Here is a 20,692-nt window from a genome sequence, read left to right as displayed (position 1 = left end):
GGGAACTCCGGGGCAGGTGTTCATGCTAACCCATTTGCAACGCAGCTCTGGCCCATTCGCGGGTAAACCCGCTCCCACAGGGACCGTGTGAGTGGGCGGTCGAGGCTATTCGTGTGGCAGCGGGTTTACCCGCGAATGGGCCGCGAAGCGGCCCCTGTTAGCCTTGGCGCAGATGCAATTCCTGACGCAGATCGGTCAGATAAGGGAACGACTCACGCCCCTGTATCACCCGCTCATGCTCAAGCTCCGCCAGCAGCAGGCACTCTTCGCGCCCAGCCATGGCCAGCAGGCTGCCGTCGGGGCCGATGATGCTGCTCTGCCCGCAGTACTGGATCTCGTCCTCGGCGCCACAGTAGTTGGCATACACCAGGTAGCACTGGTTCTCCTGCGCCCGCGAGCGCACGGTCACCTGGCAGACGAAATCGTAAGGTGTCATGTTCGCCGTCGGCACCAGGATCAGCTCGGCACCGGCCAGCGCCAGGCGCCGGGCGTTCTCCGGGAACTCGATGTCGTAGCAGATCAGCATGCCGACCTTCCAGCCCTCCAGCTCGACTACCGGGAAATGGTCGGCACCCGGGCTGAACATCGCCCGGTCCAGCTCGCCGAACAGGTGAGTCTTGCGGTAATTGCACAGGCTGCGGCCGTGGGCGTCGATCAATTGCACGCTGTTGTAGATCGCCCCGTCATCGGCGCGCTCCGGGTAGCCGTAGACGATGGCGATTCGGTGCGCCTGGGCGATCTCCACCACCTCCATGGCCGAGGGGCCATCGTCGGCTTCGGCCAACCGTTCGACCTGGTCCAGGCCGATGTTGTAGCCGCTCAGGAACATCTCCGGGCACACCAGCAGCTGCGCGCCACGCTCGGCCGCCCGTTGCGCCTGGTGGCGCAGCCGTTGCAGGTTGCCGGGCACGTCCAGCGGGTTGGGTGCGCCCTGGAACAGAGCGATGCGCATGCTGCCTCCTTGGTTTCAGTCAGCCAGGGCGATGGGGCCGATCTCGTCGAACACGTCGCCTGGGCCTGGGTTGTCCGCGTGAGTACGGCCACCGAAGTGGTTCATGATACCCCACACTGCATTGAGCGACGTCTGCACCGCGCCTTCGACCCAGGCAGGGGTCCACGACACGTCGTCGCCGGCGATGAACATGCCGCGTTGCTCGGCAGGCATGTCCTGCTGCATGAAGTGCGCATACATGCGCTGGTTGTAGCGGTAGTGGCCCGGCAGCGCGCCCTTGAAGGCACCGAGGAAGTGCGGGTCGGCCTCCCAGGAAATGGTGATCGGGTCGCCGATGATATGGCCGGCGATGTCGGTCTTGGGGTAGATCTTCTTCAGCGCATCCAAGGCGAGCTGCACGCGCTTTTCCACCGGGTGCGGCAGCATCTTCAGGGCGTCGCTCATCCAGGCGTAGGACAGGCAGATCACCCCTGGTTTATCGTCGCCGTTGTCGAACAGGTAGGTACCGCGGGTAAGGCGATCGGTGAGGGTCATGCTCATCAAGTCGCGGCCAGTCTGTGGGTCCTTGTCCTTCCAGAACGGCCGGTCGACCATGACGAAGGTTTTCGACGACTGCATGTAGCGGGTGCGGTCCAGGGCCATCCACATCTTTTGCGAGAACAGCGACTCTTCGCAGTCGATCTGGGTGGTCAGCAGCCAGCTCTGGCAGGTGGCGAGCACCGCGCCGTAGTAGCGGGTGTCGCCCCAGTTGTCGGTGACTGCCAGGCGCCCGTCGGCGGCGCGCGCAATGCGTTTGACCCCGGTGCGAGGGGCGCCGCCATGCAGCGAACTGAGGCTGGTGCCTTCCGGCCAGTGGGCACAGCGTTCCGGCACATGGCGCCAGATGCCTTGGGGGACTTGCTCCACGCCTCCGACGATCAGGTGCTGGTGGTCGTCGCAGTTGGTCATCACCACGCGGAAGATTTCCAGCATCGAGTTGGGGAAGTCCGAGTCCCAGCCACCGGTGCCGAAACCGACCTGGCCGAACACTTCGCGGTGCTGGAAGCTCAGCTGGGCGAACGAGCGCGAGGTGGCGACGAAATCATAGAAGGTGCGGTCGTCCCACAGGGGCACCAGCTTGTTCCACAGTGCTTTCAGCCGAGGTACGTCTCGGTCACGGATCGCCTGCTGGATGTCGGCGAACTGTGCACCGCTTTCCAGCGCATCGGCCCAGGCGTCGGCCACTTCATGGAACAGCTGGGGCAGGTCGCTGGCCTTTTCGGCGTAGTAGGTCTGGCCTTCGAGGTCGATCACCGTGCTGCCCGAGGCACAGGTCAGCGGGTTGGGGAAAGGCTTGGTTTCCAGGCCCAGCTTGTCGACGTAATGGTAGAAGGCGGTGGAGGACACCGGGAAGCGCATGCCGCCGAGTTCGGCGATGATGCCGTCGGTGCCGTTGAAGGCTTGCGAACGCAAGCGTCCGCCGAGTTTCGAGGCCTCGTACACCACAGGTTTGAGGCCCAGCTTCATCAATTCGTAGGCCGCGACCAGTCCGGCGATGCCGGCGCCAACGATGGCGACCTCCTCACCATGGCGCTCGGCCGGGATGCTGCCCAGGCCGGCCGGGTGTTCCAGCCAGTCGTCGAAGGCGAAGGGGAAATCCGGGCCGAAGATGGTGATGGGTTGTTTGCCGTCGGCGGGGTGGCGGTTTTTCTTGTTCATGAAGTGACCTTGCCAGAGCGGCTGCGCGGGGGGCGGAGCCTGAGTATAGGAGATGGCTGTGAGTCATTTTATGAAGCGGGGTGTTCGTAATTAAGATGCAGAATGATGTCGTAATGTGCGTTGGATGGTCATATCGACCGACCATCTGGTCATTCTGATGATAAACAGGCAGCGCATTGCTGTGGGCGCGGTTTTAGAGCGGCTGCCCGCGATCGACCTTGCTGCTGAGGATGATCGACGTGGTGGTCTTCTCCACCCCTTCGACACTGCCAATCTGGTCCAGCAACTGGTCGAGTTGCTCCGGCGAATCGCTGCGCAGCCAGGCCACGTAATCGAACTCGCCACTCACCGCGCACAGCTGTTGTACCTGCCCCATGGCACTCAGGCGCCGTACCACTTCCTTGCCGGAGCGTGGCTGCACCTTGATCCCGACATAAGCCTGCAGCCCACCACCAATCAGGCGCTGGCCGAGGCGTACGCCATAGCCGGTGATGACCTTGTTCTTCTCCAGCCGCTCCAGGCGCGAGTTGACCGTGGTACGGGCGATACCCAGCTGGCGGGCGAGGGTAGCGACGCTTTCGCGGGCGTTGATCTGCAGCAGGGCGAGCAGCTGGCGGTCGATTTCATCGAGGGTGATGGGGCGGGCGTCCGACATTGTGAGTCTCTACGGTGGGTCCGCTAGCCTAGCCAGCCGAAGATGAGCAGGGCAAGCCCCTAATCGTTGGCACCCAGCGGGCACAAAAAAGCCGCGCTGATGCGCGGCTTCTTCATGTCTGGTGGGCCCACACGGACTCGAACCGTGGACCAAAGGATTATGAGTCCTCTGCTCTAACCGACTGAGCTATAGGCCCTCAGTAAGTGCCCGGATTATAACGAGGGTTTTGAAAGCGTGCCATCCGAAAGATCAGACAGTGCTATACGAAGAAACGACGCCGCGAATTCATCCGGTGGCAACGGCAGGCTGACGATGTAACCCTGAATCTGCTCGCACCCTTCAGCCGCCAGGAAGCGTTGCTGCGCCTGGTTCTCCACGCCCTCGGCAATGATCGTCAACTGCATGCTGCGCCCCAGCGCAATGATGGCGCGGGCGATGGCGGCGTCGTGGGGGTCGTCCGGCAGGCCACGGATGAACGACTTGTCGATCTTGAGAATGTCCAGCGGCAGGCGCTTGAGGTAACTCAACGACGAATAGCCGGTGCCAAAGTCATCGATTGCCAGCTGCACACCCAGTTTCTTGAGCTGGTGCAGCACGGTCAGGGCCTCTTCGGCCTGGCTCATGATGAAGTTTTCGGTGATCTCCAGCTGCAGGTCGCCTGCTTTGAGCTGGTAGACCTTCAACAGATGCTCGATGCGCTTGGCGAGGTTGGGATGGCGTAGCTGCGCGCCCGCCAGGTTGATCGACAGGGGGCCAAAGGCCTGGTAGGCCTTCTTCCAGCGATGCATCTGCTGGCAAGCCTGCTCCAGCACCCAGTCGCCCAGCTGCAGAATGGTGCCGTTCTCTTCGGCCAGGTGAATGAAATGCTCGGGCGGTACCTCGCCGAACGTCGGGTGGCTCCAGCGAATCAGCGCTTCGGCGCCGACCAGGGTTTGGGTCTTGAGGCTCAGTTTCGGCTGGAAGCTCAGGCTCATCTCGTTACGTTCGATGGCGCGCCGCAGTTCATGCTCCATGGCGATGCGTTCGCTGGCCTGCACGGTCAGGTCACGGGTGTAGGCTTCCACGCGGTTGCGACCTTTGGCCTTGGAACGGTACATGGCGGCGTCGGCGTTGCGAATCAGCGTGGCGACGTCGGTGCCATCCTGCGGGTAGAGGCTGATGCCGATGCTGGCGCTGGTGAAGAACTCGTGCTCGCCGGCCTGGAACGGTGCGGCGAAGCAGGCCAGCAATTTGTTGGCGATGGCATGGGCATCGCTGGGCTTGTGCAGGCCGGGCAGCAGGATGATGAACTCGTCGCCACCCAGGCGGGCCACGGTGTCGACGTCGCGCACTTGCTCCTTGAGGCGCTGGGCGATGCCCTTGAGCAGCAGGTCGCCGACCGGGTGGCCGAGGCTGTCGTTGATGTGCTTGAAGCGGTCCAGGTCGAGGAACAGCACGGCGCCCTGGCGGTTGGACACCTGCGCGCAGGTCAGCACGGCCTGCAGCCGGTTTTCGAAGAGGGCGCGGTTGGGCAGGCCGGTCAGCGGGTCGTGGTGGGCCTGGTAGTCGAGTTTGGCCTGGGCGTGCTTGAGGCTGGAGATGTCGGCGAATACGGCGACGAAGTGCGTAATATCGCGCTCGCTGTTGCGTACGGCGCTGATGGTCAGCCAGCCGGGATACAGCTCGCCGTTCTTGCGCTTGTTGTAGATCTCGCCCTGCCAGTGGCCTTCAGCGGTGAGCTGGTGCCACATGGCGGCATAGAAGGCGCTGTCATGCTGACCGGAGGCGAGCAGGCGCGGGGTCTGGCCCAGGGCTTCGATTTCGCTGTAGCCGGTGATCTCGCTGAAGGCGCGGTTGACCGCACTGATGCGTTGGTCGGTGTCGGTGATCAATACGCCTTCGGCGGTATTTTCGAACACGGTGGCAGCCAGTTGCAGTTTTTCCTGCATCAGGTGGCGTTCGGTGATGTCGCGGGCGATGGTCAGCATGCAGTCGACCCCGCCGATCGGCAACGGCCGTGCCGACAGCTCGCAGAGGCGAATCTGCCCGTCACTGCGGCGCAGGTGGCAGCTGAAGTCTCGCACGAAGCCATCGCGGCCGAGCTGGTCGATCAAGCGCTTGCGCTCGTTGAGATCGACCCAGATCCCCAGGTCGAAGGAGGTCTGATCGATAGGCGGGTTGAACTCGTAGCCCGTCAGGCGGCAGAAGCCCTCGTTGACCTCCAGCAGCAGGCCATCGCTCTGGCGTGACAGCAGCAGGCCGTCAGGCGAGGCGTGAAAGGCCTTGGCGAACTTTTCCTCGGAGGTTTGCAACTGCTGCTGGGTTTGCTTGAGCTGGCTGATGTCGCGAACTGCCACCACCAGCGCCGGGGTGCCGTCGAGCTCGAAGCTTTCGGCTGAGGTCAGGCCGGTGAACATCTGGCCGTTGCTGCGGCGGAAGGTCATTTCCAGGTTGCGGATGCCGCCTTGGTGCAGGCGTTCGAGCAGCTTCGGGCCCATGCCTTCGATGCCCCACAAGTTGAGCTCGGTGGCGGTGCGGCCGATCACCTCGCCGGGTGTCAGGCCGATCTGTTCTTCGAAGGCTTCGTTGACTTCGAGCAGCACGCCATCGCTGTGCCGTGCAATCAGCAGAATGTCCGGGCACTGCTCGAACACCGAGGCGAATTTCTGTTCCGAAAGGCGCAGGGCGTCTTCGGTACGCTTGGTCTCGCTGATGTCGATCATCAGGCCGCGCATCAAGGGCCGGTGGCCGTGTTCGATCATGCTGACGATGTTGCGCACCCACAGAGGCTGGCCATCGGCGCGCATCACCCGGTAATCGAGGCTGTGATCACGCCCGGCGGCGGTTTCACTTTCGCAGAATGCCTGGGCCCAGAGCGCATCGTCGGGGTGCAGAATGCTGCGCCAGAAGCCGGGTTTGAGCCAGTCGTGCAGCGGGTAGCCCAGCAGGTCTTCGGCGTGCGGCGAGACGTAGCTGTAGGTGAAGTCGTTGGCGTCGGCCTCCCAGGCGATTGCCGACAGGCTTTCGATCAGGCCGCGGTAGTGGTATTCGCTGCTGCGCAGTTCCTGCTCCAGGGCGATGCGCCGGGAGATTTCCGAACTGAGCCGGCGATTGATGCGGATGACCACGGCGAGAATGGCGATCAGCAGCAGGACGGCGGGCAGGCCATAGATGAGTGTGTCATGCCAGAAGCTGCGCTGGTCGACCACATTGCCGACCCAGCGTTGCTGGATATGGCTGATTTCATCGCTGGACATGTCAGCCATCACCTTGTCGAGGATACCGATCAGTACCTGCTGGTCACGGGGCGCGGCCATTGCCAGTTGATAGCGATAGGGGGTGTCGCCGCTGACATACAGGCCTTCGAGCTTGAGTTGGCGCAGGCTCCAGATGCTCGAGGCGAGGTCACCGACCACGGCATCCACCGCATCGGTGGCCAGTGCCTGCAGGGTCGAGCTGACATTGGGCATTGCCACCAGGTTGAGGTCCGGGTGGTGGGTGCGTAGCAGTTCATGGGGGGCGTAGTTCTCCACCACGGCCACCTTCAGCCCATACAAGTCCTTGAGCGTGCGCGGTTGCGGACCGCCTTCATGGGCCAGGATGACGATGGGGAAATCGAGGTAGGGGCGGGTGAATGCCAGGTAGCCCTGGCGTTCCGGCGTCGACATGATGCCGGGCAGCAAATCGATGCGGCCTTCGCGCGCCTGCTGCAGCACTTCGGTCCAGCTGCTGGGCTCGACCGGTTTCAGTGCTACCTCCAGGCGATCCTGGAGCAAGGCGATGTAATCGGCGGCCAATCCCTGGTACCGGCCCTCTTGGTCACGAAATTCGAATGGTGGCCAGGAGGCGTCGACGCCCAGCCTCAGCTGCGGGTGGGCAGTGAGCCAGGTTTTTTCCTCGTCTGTCAGGGTCAGGGCGCCGGCCGTTGTGTTCCAAAGGATCAGGAGCAGCAACAGAATGGCCGGCATCGGCAGCATAGCGGCCTCGCATTCAGTTGGTCTGAAGTCGAGTGTAGACGGGCATTCAGCCAGCCGGCCAGCTGGACACAACTATTTGTCGGATAAGAAAAACCCCGGCCTGGGCCGGGGTTTGTCATCACTCGTCGAGGAAGGAGCGCAAGTGCTCGCTGCGAGTCGGGTGGCGCAGTTTGCGCAACGCCTTCGCTTCGATCTGACGGATCCGCTCACGGGTCACGTCGAACTGCTTGCCCACCTCTTCGAGGGTGTGGTCGGTGTTCATGTCGATGCCGAAACGCATGCGCAGCACCTTGGCTTCGCGTGCGGTCAGGCCCGAGAGCACGTCACGGGTCGCTTCCTTGAGGCTTTCGACCGTGGCCACGTCGATCGGGGACTGCATGGTCGAGTCCTCGATGAAGTCGCCCAGATGCGAGTCTTCGTCGTCACCAATCGGGGTTTCCATGGAGATCGGCTCTTTGGCGATCTTCAGTACCTTGCGGATCTTGTCCTCAGGCATTTCCATGCGCTCACCCAGCTCTTCCGGGGTCGGTTCACGGCCCATTTCCTGCAGCATCTGGCGGGAAATACGGTTGAGCTTGTTGATCGTCTCGATCATGTGCACCGGAATACGGATGGTGCGCGCCTGGTCGGCGATCGAGCGGGTGATCGCCTGGCGAATCCACCAGGTGGCGTAGGTCGAGAACTTGTAGCCGCGACGGTATTCGAACTTGTCCACCGCCTTCATCAGGCCGATGTTGCCTTCCTGGATCAGGTCGAGGAACTGCAGGCCACGGTTGGTGTACTTCTTGGCGATGGAGATCACCAGACGCAGGTTCGCCTCGACCATTTCTTTCTTGGCGCGGCGGGCTTTCGCCTCACCGATGGACATGCGACGGTTGATTTCCTTGATCTCGGCGACAGTCAGGCCGGTCTCGGTCTCGAGGTCGATCAGCTTCTGCTGGCAGGCGACGATGGCGGCGTCCTTTTCACCCAGGGCGGCAGCCCACTTGGTGCTGCGCTTGGCCAGGTCACCGGACCAGGTCTGGTCGGTTTCGTTGCCCGGGAACAGACGCAGGAAGTCGGCACGCGGCATGCGGGCGTCACGCACGCACAGCTGCATGATCGCACGCTCTTGCTGACGCAGGCGGTTCAGGGCATCGCGCACGCGCTCGACCAGGACGTCGAACTGCTTCGGCACCAGCTTGATCGGCATGAACAGGTCAGCCAGGGCCTGCAGGGCCTCGATGCTTTCCTTGACGTCACGGCCGTTCTTCTTCAGGACCTTGGAGGTGGCCTGGAGCTGATCGGCAACGGCGCCGAAGCGCTGAGCTGCAACGACCGGATCAGGACCGCTTTCGGCCTCTTCCTCGTCGTCACCGCCTTCACTTTCTTCGTCTTCGTCGTCCGACTCTTCCTTGGCCGCAGGTGCCTTGGCACCCGGTACCGGCACTTCGTCGGTGGGTGCGGCAATGTTGTCGTCAGGGTCGATGTAACCGCTGAGGACGTCGGACAGGCGGCCGCCTTCGGCGGTGACGCGGTCGTATTCGCCGAGAATGTAGTCGACAGTACCCGGGAAGTGAGCGATGGCGCCCATGACTTCACGGATGCCTTCCTCGATCCGCTTGGCGATTTCGATCTCGCCTTCACGGGTCAGCAGTTCGACGGTACCCATTTCGCGCATGTACATGCGCACCGGGTCGGTCGTGCGGCCGATATCGGTTTCAACTGCCGCCAACGCAGCAGCGGCTTCTTCGGCCGCGGCTTCGTCGGTGTCGGCTTCCGCCAACAGAAGGGCATCCGCATCCGGAGCACTCTCGAATACGTTGATCCCCATGTCGTTGATCATGCGGATGATGTCTTCCACCTGTTCCGGATCTGAAATATCCTCAGGCAGGTGGTCGTTGACCTCCGCGTAAGTCAGGTAGCCCTGCTCACGACCGCGGGTGATCAACTCTTTGATACGAGACTGCTGTTGCGCTTTTCCGGACATAACACCCTATCCACTGAAGGTCTTGGCGGGCAAAAAACAAGCCGAGGATTATACCCGAGCATGGGCCTCACGCGCCAGATGAGGTCGGCGTTTGTGCGGGAACATTCCGGCTCAGCAGGGCGAGGAGCTGTGATTTTTCCTCGCTGGTCAATTCGCTTTGACGTGATTTCCTGAGCAGTTGTTCCAGGCTGCGCTCGCGTTGGCGGGCGGACAAGCTAGTTATAGTGTCGAAAAACTGTTGTTCAAGGTTGTCGGCCACGATCAACCATTCCTTTTCTGCCAGGGCCCGCAGCAGGCGGCCTTGTTCAGTGCCGTGCCAACGTGCGATCAGCTGCATAGAGCTTAGCCCAGGATTCTTCTGCGCCGCTTCGATCAGCGCCACCAGCAGCTGGCTGTACAGGTGCTCTTCGTCGGCGAAGTGGCTGGCATCCTCGACCTTGCCGGCCAGCAGCGGGTGGTGCAGCAAGGTGCGCAGAGCGGCCAGGGTTGGTGGTTCGACTGGTGCCGGCACGCGTGGCGGCGCTTCGTCGCGTTGCTGCCATGGCTTGCCGCCCTTGCGGTTCTTGTCCCAGGGCTTGTCGCTCCACTGCTTTTTGCCCCCGCCCTTGTGCGGCTTCCACTCCTGTTCCTGATGAACGGGCGCGTAGTCGTGCTGCGGCATGTCGCCGTAGTCGGGGGTGTAGCTGGCCATGGCATCGTAGTCGTAGCCAGGGTCGTAGTCCGGCACATTGCTGGCCGCTGGCGCCTGCTGTGCCAGTTGCTCGACCTGCTGCGGATCGAGGCCGGTGATTTCCTTCAGGCGGTTGCGCATCAACTGGCGCAGGTTGGCACCGGGGATCTTTTCGATCAACGGTGCGGCCAGGGTCGCCATGTGTGCCTTGCCTTCCAGCGAACGCGGGTCGGCTTCGTTGCTCAACTGCTCGAAGAAGTAATCGGCCAGCGGTTGTGCGTGCTGGTTGATGCGGGCCATGAAGGCGTCGGTGCCTTCGGCGCGAACCAGGCTGTCCGGGTCTTCGCCCTCGGGCAGGAACAGGAAGCGCGCCCGGCGGCCGTCCTGCAGCGCCGAGAGGGTCGACTCCAGTGCGCGCCAGGCGGCCTTGCGCCCGGCCTGGTCGCCATCGAAGCAGAACAGCACGCTGGGCACCACGCGGAACAGGCGCTTGAGGTGCTCCTCGCTGGTGGCGGTGCCGAGGGTGGCCACGGCATTGCGCAGGCCCTGCTGGGCCAGGGCGATCACGTCCATGTAGCCCTCGACGACGATGATCTCGTCGAGGTTGCGGTTGTGCTTGCGTGCCTCGTACAGCCCGTAGAGTTCCTGGCCCTTGTGGAATACCGGGGTTTCCGGGGAGTTGAGGTACTTGGGCTTGTCATCGCCCAGGACCCGGCCGCCGAAGGCGATGATACGCCCGCGGCTGTCACGGATCGGGAACATCACCCGGTCGCGGAAGCGGTCATAGCGTTTGCCGCTTTCGGCGTTCTCGATCAGCAGGCCGGCGTCGATCATCACCTTCTGTTGCAGGGTGTCGGCGCCCAGGTGCTTGAGCAGGTTGTCCCAGCCCGGCGGTGCGAAGCCCAGGCCGAAGTCCCGGGCGATTTCGCCCGACAAGCCGCGGCCCTTGAGGTAGTCCACCGCCGCCTTGCGGGTCGGATGGCTGCGCAGGGCCTGGCGATAGAACTCCGAGGCGGCGTCCAGCAATGGGTACAGCGGTGAATCGGTCGGCTGGCGCGGTTTGTTGTCGCGACGGCCTTGCTCCCTGGGCACTTCCATGCCGGCAGCGCGGGCCAGTTCTTCGACAGCCTGGGGGAAGTCCAGGTTGTCATGGTCCATGACGAAGCCAAGGGCGTTGCCGCCAGCGCCGCAGCCGAAGCAGTAGTAGAACTGCTTGTCGGGGCTGACCGTGAAGGAAGGGGTCTTTTCCTTGTGGAACGGGCAGCAGGCGGAATAGTTCTTGCCGGTCTTTTTCAGCTGAACGCGCGAACTTACCACGTCGACAATGTCGAGGCGGTTGATCAGGTCGTCGATGAAGCTCTGGGGAATTAGCCCGGCCATGGCAGTCTCGTCATCTGGCAACTGGCAAGTCTAAACGCTTACGGGGCAAGTGGTGCTAGGGGAAATGCGAGGGGGTGTGTGCTCGTCGCCAGCCTCCAGCTTAACTGGGGGCTCGTCAGTCAGGACGTGCACGCCTGGCCGAAACCAGATCTGACGTTTTGCAACCATTTGCCCGCTGCGCGTGGCGACAGGCTCCTTGGGCTAGCTGCTCAAGGTCAAGCAAACCGCTGCCATCGGCCCGGCGGTGAGCCGGGCAGGGCAGAAGCTCTAGCGAAGAACGTCTGTATTAGTACAGACGAACGGCGCGGCGCTGTTCGCGCTGAACTTTCTTGGCGTGACGCTTAACAGCAGCAGCTGCTTTGCGCTTACGCTCGGCGGTCGGCTTCTCGTAAAACTCGCGGCTACGAACTTCAGCCAGTACACCGGCTTTTTCGCAGGAGCGCTTGAAACGACGCAGAGCTACGTCGAAGGGTTCGTTCTCTTTAACTTTGACGGCTGGCATCCAGGGCTACCTTAATTCATTACCGGGGTAGACGTGCTCCTGGCAAAACAAAAGGTGTGCTGGAGAACGTCGGTTTTCAAGGGTTGCGGATGTTAACCCTTAGTACGCCGGAATGCAAAGCCTCTGATCGAAAACCGCTGGTCGGCACCCGGCACGGGGACTATCATGCGCGGCTTCGAATTCAGCCCCCACAAGGGACGAACCCATGCTAGTACTGGGATTGGAAACATCCTGCGACGAAACCGGCGTCGCATTATACGACAGCGAACGCGGTTTGTTAGCCGACGCGCTGTTCAGTCAGATCGACCTGCACCGCGTATTCGGTGGCGTGGTGCCCGAGCTCGCCTCGCGTGACCACGTCAAGCGCATGCTGCCGCTCATCCGCCAGGTGCTGGAGGAGGCCGGCTGCGTGGCCACCGAGATCGATGCCATCGCCTACACGGCGGGCCCTGGCCTGGTCGGTGCGCTTTTGGTCGGTGCCTCGTGCGCCCAGGCCCTGGCTTTCGCCTGGGATATTCCGGCGATCGGTGTGCACCATATGGAAGGCCACCTGCTGGCACCGATGCTGGAGGAAAACCCGCCCGAGTTCCCGTTCGTCGCTTTGTTGGTTTCCGGCGGCCATACCCAGCTGGTGCGGGTAGATGGCATCGGCCAATACGAGCTGTTGGGCGAGAGCCTCGACGATGCTGCCGGCGAAGCGTTCGACAAGACCGCCAAACTTATCGGCCTCAATTACCCAGGTGGCCCGGAAATCGCGCGCCTGGCCGAGCAGGGTGTGCCTGGGCGGTTCGTCTTCCCGCGGCCGATGACTGATCGGCCGGGTCTGGAGTTCAGCTTCAGCGGCCTCAAGACCTTCGCCCTGAATACCTGGCAGCAATGCAAGAATGCTGGCGACGACAGCGAGCAAACCCGTTGCGACCTGTCGCTGGCATTCCAGCAGGCGGTGGTGGAGACTCTGACCATCAAATGCAAGCGGGCCCTCAAGCAGACCGGCCTCAAGCGCCTGGTCATCGCCGGTGGCGTGAGTGCCAACAAGGCGTTGCGTGCCTCGCTGGAAGACATGCTGGCCGGTCTCAAGGGTAACGTGTACTACGCGCGTCCGCAGTTCTGCACTGACAACGGCGCGATGATCGCCTATGCCGGTTGCCAGCGCCTGTTGGCCGGGCAGCAGCAGGACCTGGCGATCAGCGTGCAGGCACGCTGGCCGATGGAGCAGTTGCCGCCGGTGTGAATGCCTGCGGGCGCGTCAGAAATGCCTTTCGCGCCCGGCAAACAAATCGCGCAGATTGTTGCGGTGGCGCCAGACGATCATCACCGTGAGCACGGCGATTGGCAGCAGCGCCTCCGGCTCGCGCCAGGCCAGCAATGGCAAGGTCAGCGGGGTCGCGACAAGCGCCGCCAGGGAGCTGGTGCGGGTGAGGTAGAAAGTCAGTAGCCAGGCGCCGAGGGCCAGCAATGCGGCCGGGAAATACAGGCCCATGAGCATGCCGGCGGCGGTGGCGACACCCTTGCCGCCGCGAAAGCGGAAATACAGCGGGAACAGGTGACCGAGCACTGCGCACACGCCGACCCAGGCCTGCTCCTGCAGACCAAGGCCGGCAGCACGGGCGAGCAAAACCGGCAACAGGCCCTTGCACAGGTCGCCCAGCAGGGTCAGGATCGCCAGTTTACGGCCCGCCAGGCGTAGCATGTTGGTGGCGCCAGCATTGCCCGAACCGCTGGAACGCGGGTCCGGGCTGCCTGAAAGGCGGCTGAGGACGATGGCGAAGGACAGCGAGCCGAGCAGGTAGGCGAGCAGCGCCAATAACCAAAACATGCTAACTATTCCGGGCGAGGACGCCCTGATTCTAACGGCGCCCGTCGCCCTTGTCGTGCTGTGGAGAGAAGTGCTTGGACAGAGTGTTCATCGAAGGCCTGGAAGTCGATACCGTCATCGGTGCCTATGACTGGGAACGGGATATTCGCCAGTGCCTGCGCCTGGACCTGAGTTTCGCCTGGGACAACCGCCCGGCGGCGGCCGGCGATGATCTGAACCTGGCGCTGGACTATGCCAGTGTTTCGGCGCGGGTCCAGGCCTTTGCCGAGCAGGCGCGCTTCGAACTGGTGGAAACCTTTGCCGAGCGCCTGGTGGCGACCTTGATGGAAGAATTCCACATTCCCTGGGTGCGGCTGAAGCTGACCAAGCCGGGCGCCGTTCCTGCCGCGCGTGGCGGTGTTGGCGTGGAGATCGAGCGCGGATGTCTCTGAGCACGGTTTATCTGGGCCTTGGCAGCAACATCGATCGCCACCAGCACCTGTGTGCGGGGCTTGATGCATTGGCGGCCATTCTCAGCGACATGCAATGTTCACCGGCGTTCGAGAGCCAGGCGGTGGGGATCAAGAGTGGGCCGTTCATCAACTTCGTGGTCACCGGCAAGACCGATCTGCCACTGATGGAGCTGGATCGCCGGCTCAAGTTCATCGAGGCCGACAATGGCCGCTATGCACCGGATCGCAAGGGCTTGCCGCTGGATATCGATGTACTCATGTATGACGATCTGCACGGCACGTTCGATGGGCTGGTGCTGCCGCGGGCGGAGATCCTGAAGAATGCCTTCGTGCTGTGGCCGTTGTCGCTGCTGGCGCCGGAGCTGATCCACCCAGGGGCGGAGAAAAGCATGGCGCAGTTGTGGCAGGAGGCGCAGATCGACCAGGTTCTGGCGCCGGTCGCATTCCAATGGCGTGGGTTGCAGCTGACTCCGGCGTAAGCCTGTACCGGCCCTTTCGCGGCTAAAGCCGCTCCCACAGGGACCGCATATGGTTTGGCATGATGCGGTCCCTGTGGGAGCGGCTTTAGCCGCGAAAGGGCCGGTGTGGTCAGCCCAGCTTGTAAGCCTCTAGTGCTTTGAGTCGCTCACCCTTGAGCGCCTCGCCCAGACCTTGCCCGGTCAAACCCGCTTCCACCAGTGGCTTCACATCCACCGCCCGGGCTGCCGCCGCAGCTCCACGCAGATAATCGCCCTGTGGATAACTTTCACAGGCGGCCATCTCACACGTCGCAATGAAATCCTCGAAGCGCTGCGGTCGCCGATAGACGTCGAATTTCTGCAGCATTTCCAGCAATTTTCCCGGCGTTAGTTGCAAAGCGTCATCGGCTTGCCCGGCAAATTCACCCACCAGCACGGCCAGTTCCTGGCATTCACGCGGTGCCTTGAAGCGCTGATTGAGCGCTTTGATCGCCGCCGGCTCCAGCCCGCGCAACAAGCACGCCCAGCGTACTGCCAGTGGTTGCTGGTGCTCCGCTGCCCGCTGCAGTGCCTCCAGCGTAATCACGCCATGCTCCAGCTCCGGCATTAGCTCCGTCAGGGCGTCAGCTTCGCGCAGCACCTGGATGAACACCTGCGGCTGGCTTTCCATCAGCGCCCGCTCGATCTCCTTCCAACTGCGCTCGGCGGTCAGCGCCTGCAGTTCGCCCGATTTGGCGATCTGGCGCATCAGCGTCATTGTTTCATCGGCAACCTGGAACCCGAGGGGGGCATAGCGCGCAGCAAAACGGGCAACGCGCAGTACACGCAGGGGATCTTCGGCGAACGCCGGGGAAACATGGCGCAGGATGCGTTGTTCAAGATCGGCCTGGCCGTGGTAGGGGTCATGGACTGTGCCCTGTTCGTCCTCGGCCATGGCATTGATGGTCAGGTCGCGGCGGATCAGGTCTTGTTCCAGCGTTACGTCGGGGCTTGCGTGAAAGGTGAACCCGCCATAACCGCGTCCACTCTTGCGCTCGGTGCGCGCCAGGGCATATTCCTCGCCCGTCTTCGGGTGCAGGAAAACCGGAAAATCAGCGCCGACCGGGCGATAGCCCTGGGCGTGCATGTCTTCGACCGTGGCGCCGACCACCAGCCAGTCGATATCGCTGACCGGGCGCCCGAGCAGACGGTCGCGTACCGCGCCGCCGACTTTGTAGATGTGCATGTGCAGCCTCCATTACTGCCCACAGGATACCCTGTCGGCAGTAATGGCGGTGCATCAGAGGTGGTGGATGACGGCGAGGTCCATGCGCCCGTAGTCGCCGCTCTCGGCATGCTCCCCACGCGGCGGCATGTGATGGGTCTTGACCACCTGGTCGCCCTGTACGGTCTCCAGGTGGATATCGAAGCCCCACAGGCGGTGCAGGTGCTTGAGCACTTCCTCGGTGGAGTCGCCCAGCGGTTTGCGGTTGTGCTGCTGGTGACGCAGGGTCAGCGAGCGGTCACCACGGCGGTCGATGCTCCAGATCTGCACGTTGGGTTCGCGGTTGCCGAGGTTGTACTGGGCAGCCAGTTGTTCACGAATGATCCGGTAACCGGCCTCGTCATGGATGGCCGGTACCAGCAGGTCGTCGCGCTGGTCGTCATCGAGGATGCTGAACAGCTTCAGGTCACGGATCACCTTGGGTGACAGGTACTGCAGGATGAAACTCTCGTCCTTGAAGCTGCTCATGGCGAACTTGATGGTAGAAAGCCAGTCGCTGCCAGCAATGTCGGGGAACCAGCGGCGATCCTCCTCGGTAGGGTTTTCGCACATGCGGCGGATGTCGGTGTACATGGCAAAGCCCAGCGCGTACGGGTTGATGCCGCTGTAGTACGGGCTGTCGAAACCGGGCTGGAATACCACGCTGGTGTGCGACTGCAGGAACTCCATCATGAAGCCTTCAGTGATCAGGCCTTCGTCGTACAGGTCGTTCATCAGGGTGTAGTGCCAGAAGGTCGCCCAACCTTCGTTCATCACCTGGGTCTGGCGTTGTGGGTAGAAGTACTGGGCGATCTTGCGCACGATGCGCACGACTTCGCGCTGCCAGGGTTCGAGCAGCGGGGCATTCTTCTCGATGAAGTAAAGGATGTTTTCCTGCGGCTCGGAAGGGAAGCGCGCATCGTCGCGCTCACCACCTTTATCGGCACTCTTGGGAATGGTGCGCCACAGGTCGTTGATCTGCCGCTGCAGGTGCTCTTCGCGGTCCTTCTGGCGCCGCCGTTCTTCTTCGGCAGAGATCGGATAGGGGCGCTTGTAGCGATCGACGCCGTAGTTCATCAGCGCGTGGCAGGAGTCGATCAGGTCTTCCACGGCATCGATGCCGTGGCGCTCCTCGCACTGGGCGATGTACTGCTTGGCGAAAACCAGGTAGTCGATGATCGACGTGGCGTCGGTCCAGGTGCGGAACAGGTAGTTGCCCTTGAAGAAGCTGTTGTGGCCATAGCAGGCATGGGCGATCACCAGTGCCTGCATGCACATGGTGTTCTCTTCCATCAGGTAGGCGATGCACGGGTCGGAGTTGATCACGATCTCGTAGGCAAGGCCCATCTGCCCCCGGCTGTAGGACTTCTCGGTGCTGAGGAACTGCTTGCCGTAGGACCAGTGGTGATAGCCCAACGGCATGCCGACGGAGGCGTAGGCATCCATCATCTGCTCGGCGGTGATCACCTCGATCTGGTTGGGGTAGGTGTCCAGGGCGTAACGCTCGGCCAGCCGGCTGATTTCCCGGTCGTAGGTCTGGATCAGCTCGAACGTCCACTCGGACCCGGTGGAAATGGGTTGGCGTCTCTGTGCTCTGGCGGTCATGTGGCTAACCTGCGCTGGAAGAGTTCACGGAAGACCGGGTAGATATCGCCGGCCGATACCAACTGCTGCTGGGCGAATGTGTCGGGGAAGGCCTCGCCGATTCGCTCATACTCGTACCACAACGCCTGGTGCTCACGCGGGGTGATCTCAACGTAAGTGTAGTACTGCACATGCGGCATGATCTGCTTGGACAGGATCTCGCGGCAGATCGGCGAGTCGTCGTTCCAGTTGTCGCCGTCGGAGGCCTGGGCGGCATAGATGTTCCAGTCCGCGGCAGGGTAACGTTCGGCCATGATCTCCTGCATCATCTTCAGTGCGCTGGAGACGATGGTGCCGCCGGTTTCCCGGGAGTAGAAGAACTCTTCCTCGTCGACTTCACGGGCGCTGGTGTGGTGGCGGATGAACACCACCTCGATGCGGTCGTAGTTACGCTTGAGGAACAGGTAAAGCAGGATGAAGAAGCGTTTGGCGATATCCTTGGTGGCCTGGGTCATCGAGCCGGACACGTCCATCAGGCAGAACATCACGGCCTTGGAACTGGGGTTGGGCTGCTTGACCAACAGGTTGTACTTGAGGTCGAAGGTGTCGAGGAAGGGCAGGCGGTTGATGCGTGCCTTGAGCCGTTCGATTTCCTGTTCGACTTCCTGGATGTCGGTGAAGTTGTCGGGTTCCTCGACTTTCAGCCGGCCCAGTTCCTTCTGAGCTTCGCGCAGCAGCGCACGGCTGCTGCCGGTCAGGGCGATGCGCCGGGCATGGGCCGAACGCAGGGTGCGGACAATGTTGATGCGTGACGGGTTGCCTTCGTTGGCGATACCGGCTCGCACGGTCTTGAAGGTGTCGGCGCCAGTCAGGTGGCGTTTGACCAGGTTGGGCAGTTCGAGGTCTTCGAACATGAATTCGAGGAACTCTTCCTGGGTGATCTGGAAGACGAAGTCGTCCATGCCCTCGCCGGAGTTACCGGCCTTGCCGCGGCCGCTGCCACCCCCGCCGCCCTGGGGCCGAGGGATATGCTCGCCGGCGGTGAATTCCTTGTTGCCTGGGTGCACGATGGTCTGCTTGCCGCCACGACCATGGTGCAGCACCGGTTCATCGATGTCTCGCCCCGGAATGCTGATCTGTTCGCCGTGTTCCATGTCCATGATGGAGCGGCGGCTCACGGCCTCTTCGACGGCCTTCTTGATGTGTTCACGGTAACGCCGCAGGAAGCGCTGGCGGTTGACCGTGCTCTTGTTCTTGCCGTTCAGGCGTCGGTCGATAACGTAGCTCATGGTCCCTCCGGTGACTGGATGCAGCTGCAAGCCACAAGCTTCAAGCTGCAAGTAAGAGCAGCCACCGCTGCTGCAAGCTGCGGCGCAGGCCGGAGCACTGACGCCGAGCAGCTTGCAGCTTGCGGCTAGAAGCTTGCCGCTTTATTGCGATTTCCTGACCCGCAGGTACCATTCCGACAGCAGGCGTACCTGTTTGTCGGTATAGCCACGCTCCACCATCCGCGTGACGAAGTCGTTGTGCTTCTGTTGATCCTCCTTGCTGGCCTTGGCGTTGAAGCTGATGACCGGCAGCAGGTCCTCGGTGTTGGAGAACATTTTCTTCTCGATCACCACCCGCAGCTTCTCGTAGCTGAGCCAGCTCGGGTTCTTGCCGTTGTTGTTGGCCCGGGCACGCAGCACGAAGTTGACGATTTCGTTGCGGAAATCCTTCGGATTGCTGATGCCTGCCGGTTTCTCGATCTTTTCCAGCTCTTCGTTGAGGGCGATGCGGTTGAGGATTTCGCCGGTTTCCGGATCGCGGTACTCCTGATCCTGGATCCAGAAGTCGGCGTACAGCACGTAGCGGTCGAAGATGTTCTGACCGTACTCGCTGTAGGACTCCAGGTAGGCGGTCTGGATTTCCTTGCCGATGAACTCGATGTAACGCGGTGCCAGGTACTCCTTCAGGTAGCGCAGGTAGCGCTCGCGTACTTCAGCCGGGAACTGTTCCTGCTCGATCTGCTGTTCCAGCACATACAGCAGGTGCACCGGGTTGGCCGCCACTTCATGCGGGTCGAAGTTGAACACCTTGGAGAGAATCTTGAAGGCGAAGCGGGTCGACAGGCCATTCATGCCTTCGTCCACGCCTGCAGCATCGCGGTACTCCTGGATCGACTTGGCTTTCGGGTCGGTGTCCTTGAGGTTCTCGCCGTCGTAGACGCGCATCTTCGAGTAGATGTTGGAGTTTTCCGGCTCCTTGAGGCGTGAGAGCACGGTGAACTGGGCAAGCATCTTCAGCGTGTCTGGCGCGCAATGGGCCTTGGCCAGCGAGCTGTTGACCAGCAGCTTGTCGTAGATCTTGATCTCGTCGCTGACGCGCAGGCAGTACGGCACCTTGACGATGTAGATCCGGTCGATGAACGCCTCGTTGTTCTTGTTGTTGCGGAAGGTGTGCCACTCCGATTCGTTGGAGTGGGCCAGCAGGATACCGGTGTAGGGAATGGCCCCAAGGCCTTCGGTACTGTTGTAGTTGCCTTCCTGGGTGGCGGTGAGCAAGGGGTGCAGGACCTTGATCGGCGCCTTGAACATTTCGACGAATTCCATCAGGCCCTGGTTGGCCCGGCACAGTGCGCCCGAGTAGCTGTAGGCATCGGCGTCGTTCTGCGGGAATTCCTCGAGTTTGCGGATATCCACCTTGCCGACCAGGGCAGAGATGTCCTGGTTGTTTTCGTCACCCGGTTCGGTCTTGGCGATGGCGATCTGGTTGAGGATCGAGGGGTACAGCTTCACCACCCTGAACTTGCTGATATCACCGCCGAATTCCTGCAGGCGCTTGGTGGCCCAGGGCGACATGATGGTGTTCAGGTAGCGCCGCGAGATGCCGTACTCTTCTTCGAGAATGGCCCCGTCTTCGGTGGCGTTGAACAGGCCAAGGGGGGACTCGAATACTGGCGAGCCCTTGATTGCGTAGAAGGGCACCTTCTCCATCAGCTGCTTGAGCTTTTCGGCCAGCGACGATTTGCCGCCACCTACCGGGCCCAGCAGATAGAGGATCTGTTTCTTCTCTTCCAGGCCTTGGGCGGCGTGGCGGAAGTACGAAACGATCTGGTCGATGCACTCTTCCATGCCATGGAAGTCGGCAAAGGCCGGATACCGGCGAATAACCTTGTTGGAGAAGATTCGCGACAGCCTGGAGTTGCTAGAGGTGTCGATCAGTTCTGGCTCCCCGATGGCCAGCAACAGCCGTTCAGCCGCCGATGCGTAAGCACTGCGATCCTCTTTGCACAGCTCGAGGTACTCCTGCAGCGAGAGTTCTTCCTGGCGCGTAGACTCGAAGCGTTGTTGGAAGTGGCTAAAAATACTCATGACG

Annotated in this window: 15 protein-coding genes and 1 tRNA gene; 3 read left to right on the top strand and 13 right to left on the bottom strand. The window is 62.0% G+C overall.

Annotation, left to right across the window (positions count from 1 at the left end; all coding sequences use genetic code 11):
- Window positions 1–157: 157 nt before the first annotated feature.
- The 8 genes from OCX61_RS25185 to rpsU form a co-directional block, all read right to left on the bottom strand.
- On the bottom strand, window positions 158–952 hold the full coding sequence (locus OCX61_RS25185; RefSeq protein ID WP_261941818.1) for a carbon-nitrogen hydrolase family protein: 795 nt from the start codon (window positions 950–952) through the stop codon (window positions 158–160).
- A gap of 15 nt (window positions 953–967) precedes the next feature.
- Complete coding sequence (locus OCX61_RS25180) at window positions 968–2,650, bottom strand: flavin monoamine oxidase family protein (protein ID WP_261941817.1); 1,683 nt, start codon at window positions 2,648–2,650, stop codon at window positions 968–970.
- Between the two features lie 193 nt (window positions 2,651–2,843).
- Window positions 2,844–3,305 (bottom strand): Lrp/AsnC family transcriptional regulator, encoded by a 462-nt coding sequence (locus OCX61_RS25175; RefSeq protein WP_261941816.1) that lies wholly within the window; start codon window positions 3,303–3,305, stop codon window positions 2,844–2,846.
- Window positions 3,306–3,424: 119 nt separating this feature from the next.
- Window positions 3,425–3,501 (bottom strand) — tRNA-Ile (locus OCX61_RS25170).
- A gap of 16 nt (window positions 3,502–3,517) precedes the next feature.
- Entirely contained in the window at window positions 3,518–7,261 is a 3,744-nt protein-coding gene (locus OCX61_RS25165; RefSeq protein ID WP_261941815.1) for a bifunctional diguanylate cyclase/phosphodiesterase, read from the bottom strand.
- Between the two features lie 118 nt (window positions 7,262–7,379).
- Window positions 7,380–9,230: an RNA polymerase sigma factor RpoD gene (rpoD, locus tag OCX61_RS25160; RefSeq protein WP_261941814.1), complete on the bottom strand. Its 1,851-nt coding sequence runs from the start codon at window positions 9,228–9,230 to the stop codon at window positions 7,380–7,382.
- Window positions 9,231–9,297: 67 nt separating this feature from the next.
- Window positions 9,298–11,280, bottom strand: coding sequence for a DNA primase (gene dnaG / locus OCX61_RS25155; protein ID WP_261941813.1), 1,983 nt, complete (start codon window positions 11,278–11,280; stop codon window positions 9,298–9,300).
- 286 nt (window positions 11,281–11,566) lie between these two features.
- A complete protein-coding gene (gene rpsU / locus OCX61_RS25150) occupies window positions 11,567–11,782 on the bottom strand; it encodes a 30S ribosomal protein S21 (protein ID WP_003255575.1) in 216 nt (71 codons plus the stop codon).
- A gap of 205 nt (window positions 11,783–11,987) precedes the next feature.
- On the opposite strand from rpsU, the gene tsaD reads away from it, so the two are divergent.
- Window positions 11,988–13,013 carry a tRNA (adenosine(37)-N6)-threonylcarbamoyltransferase complex transferase subunit TsaD gene (gene tsaD, locus OCX61_RS25145; RefSeq protein ID WP_261941812.1) on the top strand — a complete coding sequence of 342 codons (1,026 nt, stop codon included), beginning with the start codon at window positions 11,988–11,990 and terminating at the stop codon, window positions 13,011–13,013.
- A 15-nt stretch (window positions 13,014–13,028) separates the two neighbouring features.
- Here the strand turns inward: tsaD and plsY are convergent, their stop codons facing one another.
- On the bottom strand, window positions 13,029–13,598 hold the full coding sequence (gene plsY / locus OCX61_RS25140; protein WP_261941811.1) for a glycerol-3-phosphate 1-O-acyltransferase PlsY: 570 nt from the start codon (window positions 13,596–13,598) through the stop codon (window positions 13,029–13,031).
- Between the two features lie 74 nt (window positions 13,599–13,672).
- On the opposite strand from plsY, the gene folB reads away from it, so the two are divergent.
- The gene (gene folB / locus OCX61_RS25135) at window positions 13,673–14,029 is read left to right on the top strand and encodes a dihydroneopterin aldolase (RefSeq protein WP_027917471.1); all 357 of its coding nucleotides are present in this window, start codon (window positions 13,673–13,675) and stop codon (window positions 14,027–14,029) included.
- Window positions 14,020–14,529 carry a 2-amino-4-hydroxy-6-hydroxymethyldihydropteridine diphosphokinase gene (gene folK / locus OCX61_RS25130; RefSeq protein WP_261941810.1) on the top strand — a complete coding sequence of 170 codons (510 nt, stop codon included), beginning with the start codon at window positions 14,020–14,022 and terminating at the stop codon, window positions 14,527–14,529. The genes folB and folK overlap by 10 nt, the downstream gene beginning before the upstream one ends.
- Window positions 14,530–14,638: 109 nt before the next feature.
- On the opposite strand, the gene OCX61_RS25125 is transcribed toward folK, so the two are convergent.
- The 4 genes from OCX61_RS25125 to OCX61_RS25110 all read right to left on the bottom strand — a co-directional run bounded on the left by OCX61_RS25125 (window position 14,639) and on the right by OCX61_RS25110 (window position 20,688).
- Window positions 14,639–15,733: a multifunctional CCA addition/repair protein gene (locus OCX61_RS25125; RefSeq protein WP_261941809.1), complete on the bottom strand. Its 1,095-nt coding sequence runs from the start codon at window positions 15,731–15,733 to the stop codon at window positions 14,639–14,641.
- A gap of 54 nt (window positions 15,734–15,787) precedes the next feature.
- The gene (locus OCX61_RS25120; protein ID WP_261941808.1) at window positions 15,788–17,356 is read right to left on the bottom strand and encodes a SpoVR family protein; all 1,569 of its coding nucleotides are present in this window, start codon (window positions 17,354–17,356) and stop codon (window positions 15,788–15,790) included.
- On the bottom strand, window positions 17,353–18,624 hold the full coding sequence (locus tag OCX61_RS25115; RefSeq protein WP_261941807.1) for a YeaH/YhbH family protein: 1,272 nt from the start codon (window positions 18,622–18,624) through the stop codon (window positions 17,353–17,355). Before OCX61_RS25115 ends, OCX61_RS25120 begins: the two co-directional genes overlap by 4 nt.
- Before the next feature lie 141 nt (window positions 18,625–18,765).
- Window positions 18,766–20,688, bottom strand: coding sequence for a PrkA family serine protein kinase (locus tag OCX61_RS25110; RefSeq protein WP_060484777.1), 1,923 nt, complete (start codon window positions 20,686–20,688; stop codon window positions 18,766–18,768).
- Between the last annotated feature and the right edge of the window lie 4 nt (window positions 20,689–20,692).

Origin of the sequence: Pseudomonas sp. LRP2-20 (assembly GCF_024349685.1) — a bacterium.
In the GTDB taxonomy this organism is placed as follows: Bacteria; Pseudomonadota; Gammaproteobacteria; order Pseudomonadales; family Pseudomonadaceae; genus Aquipseudomonas.
Note: the sequence above shows the minus strand (reverse complement) of the source record. Positions and strands in the feature narration are given on the sequence as shown.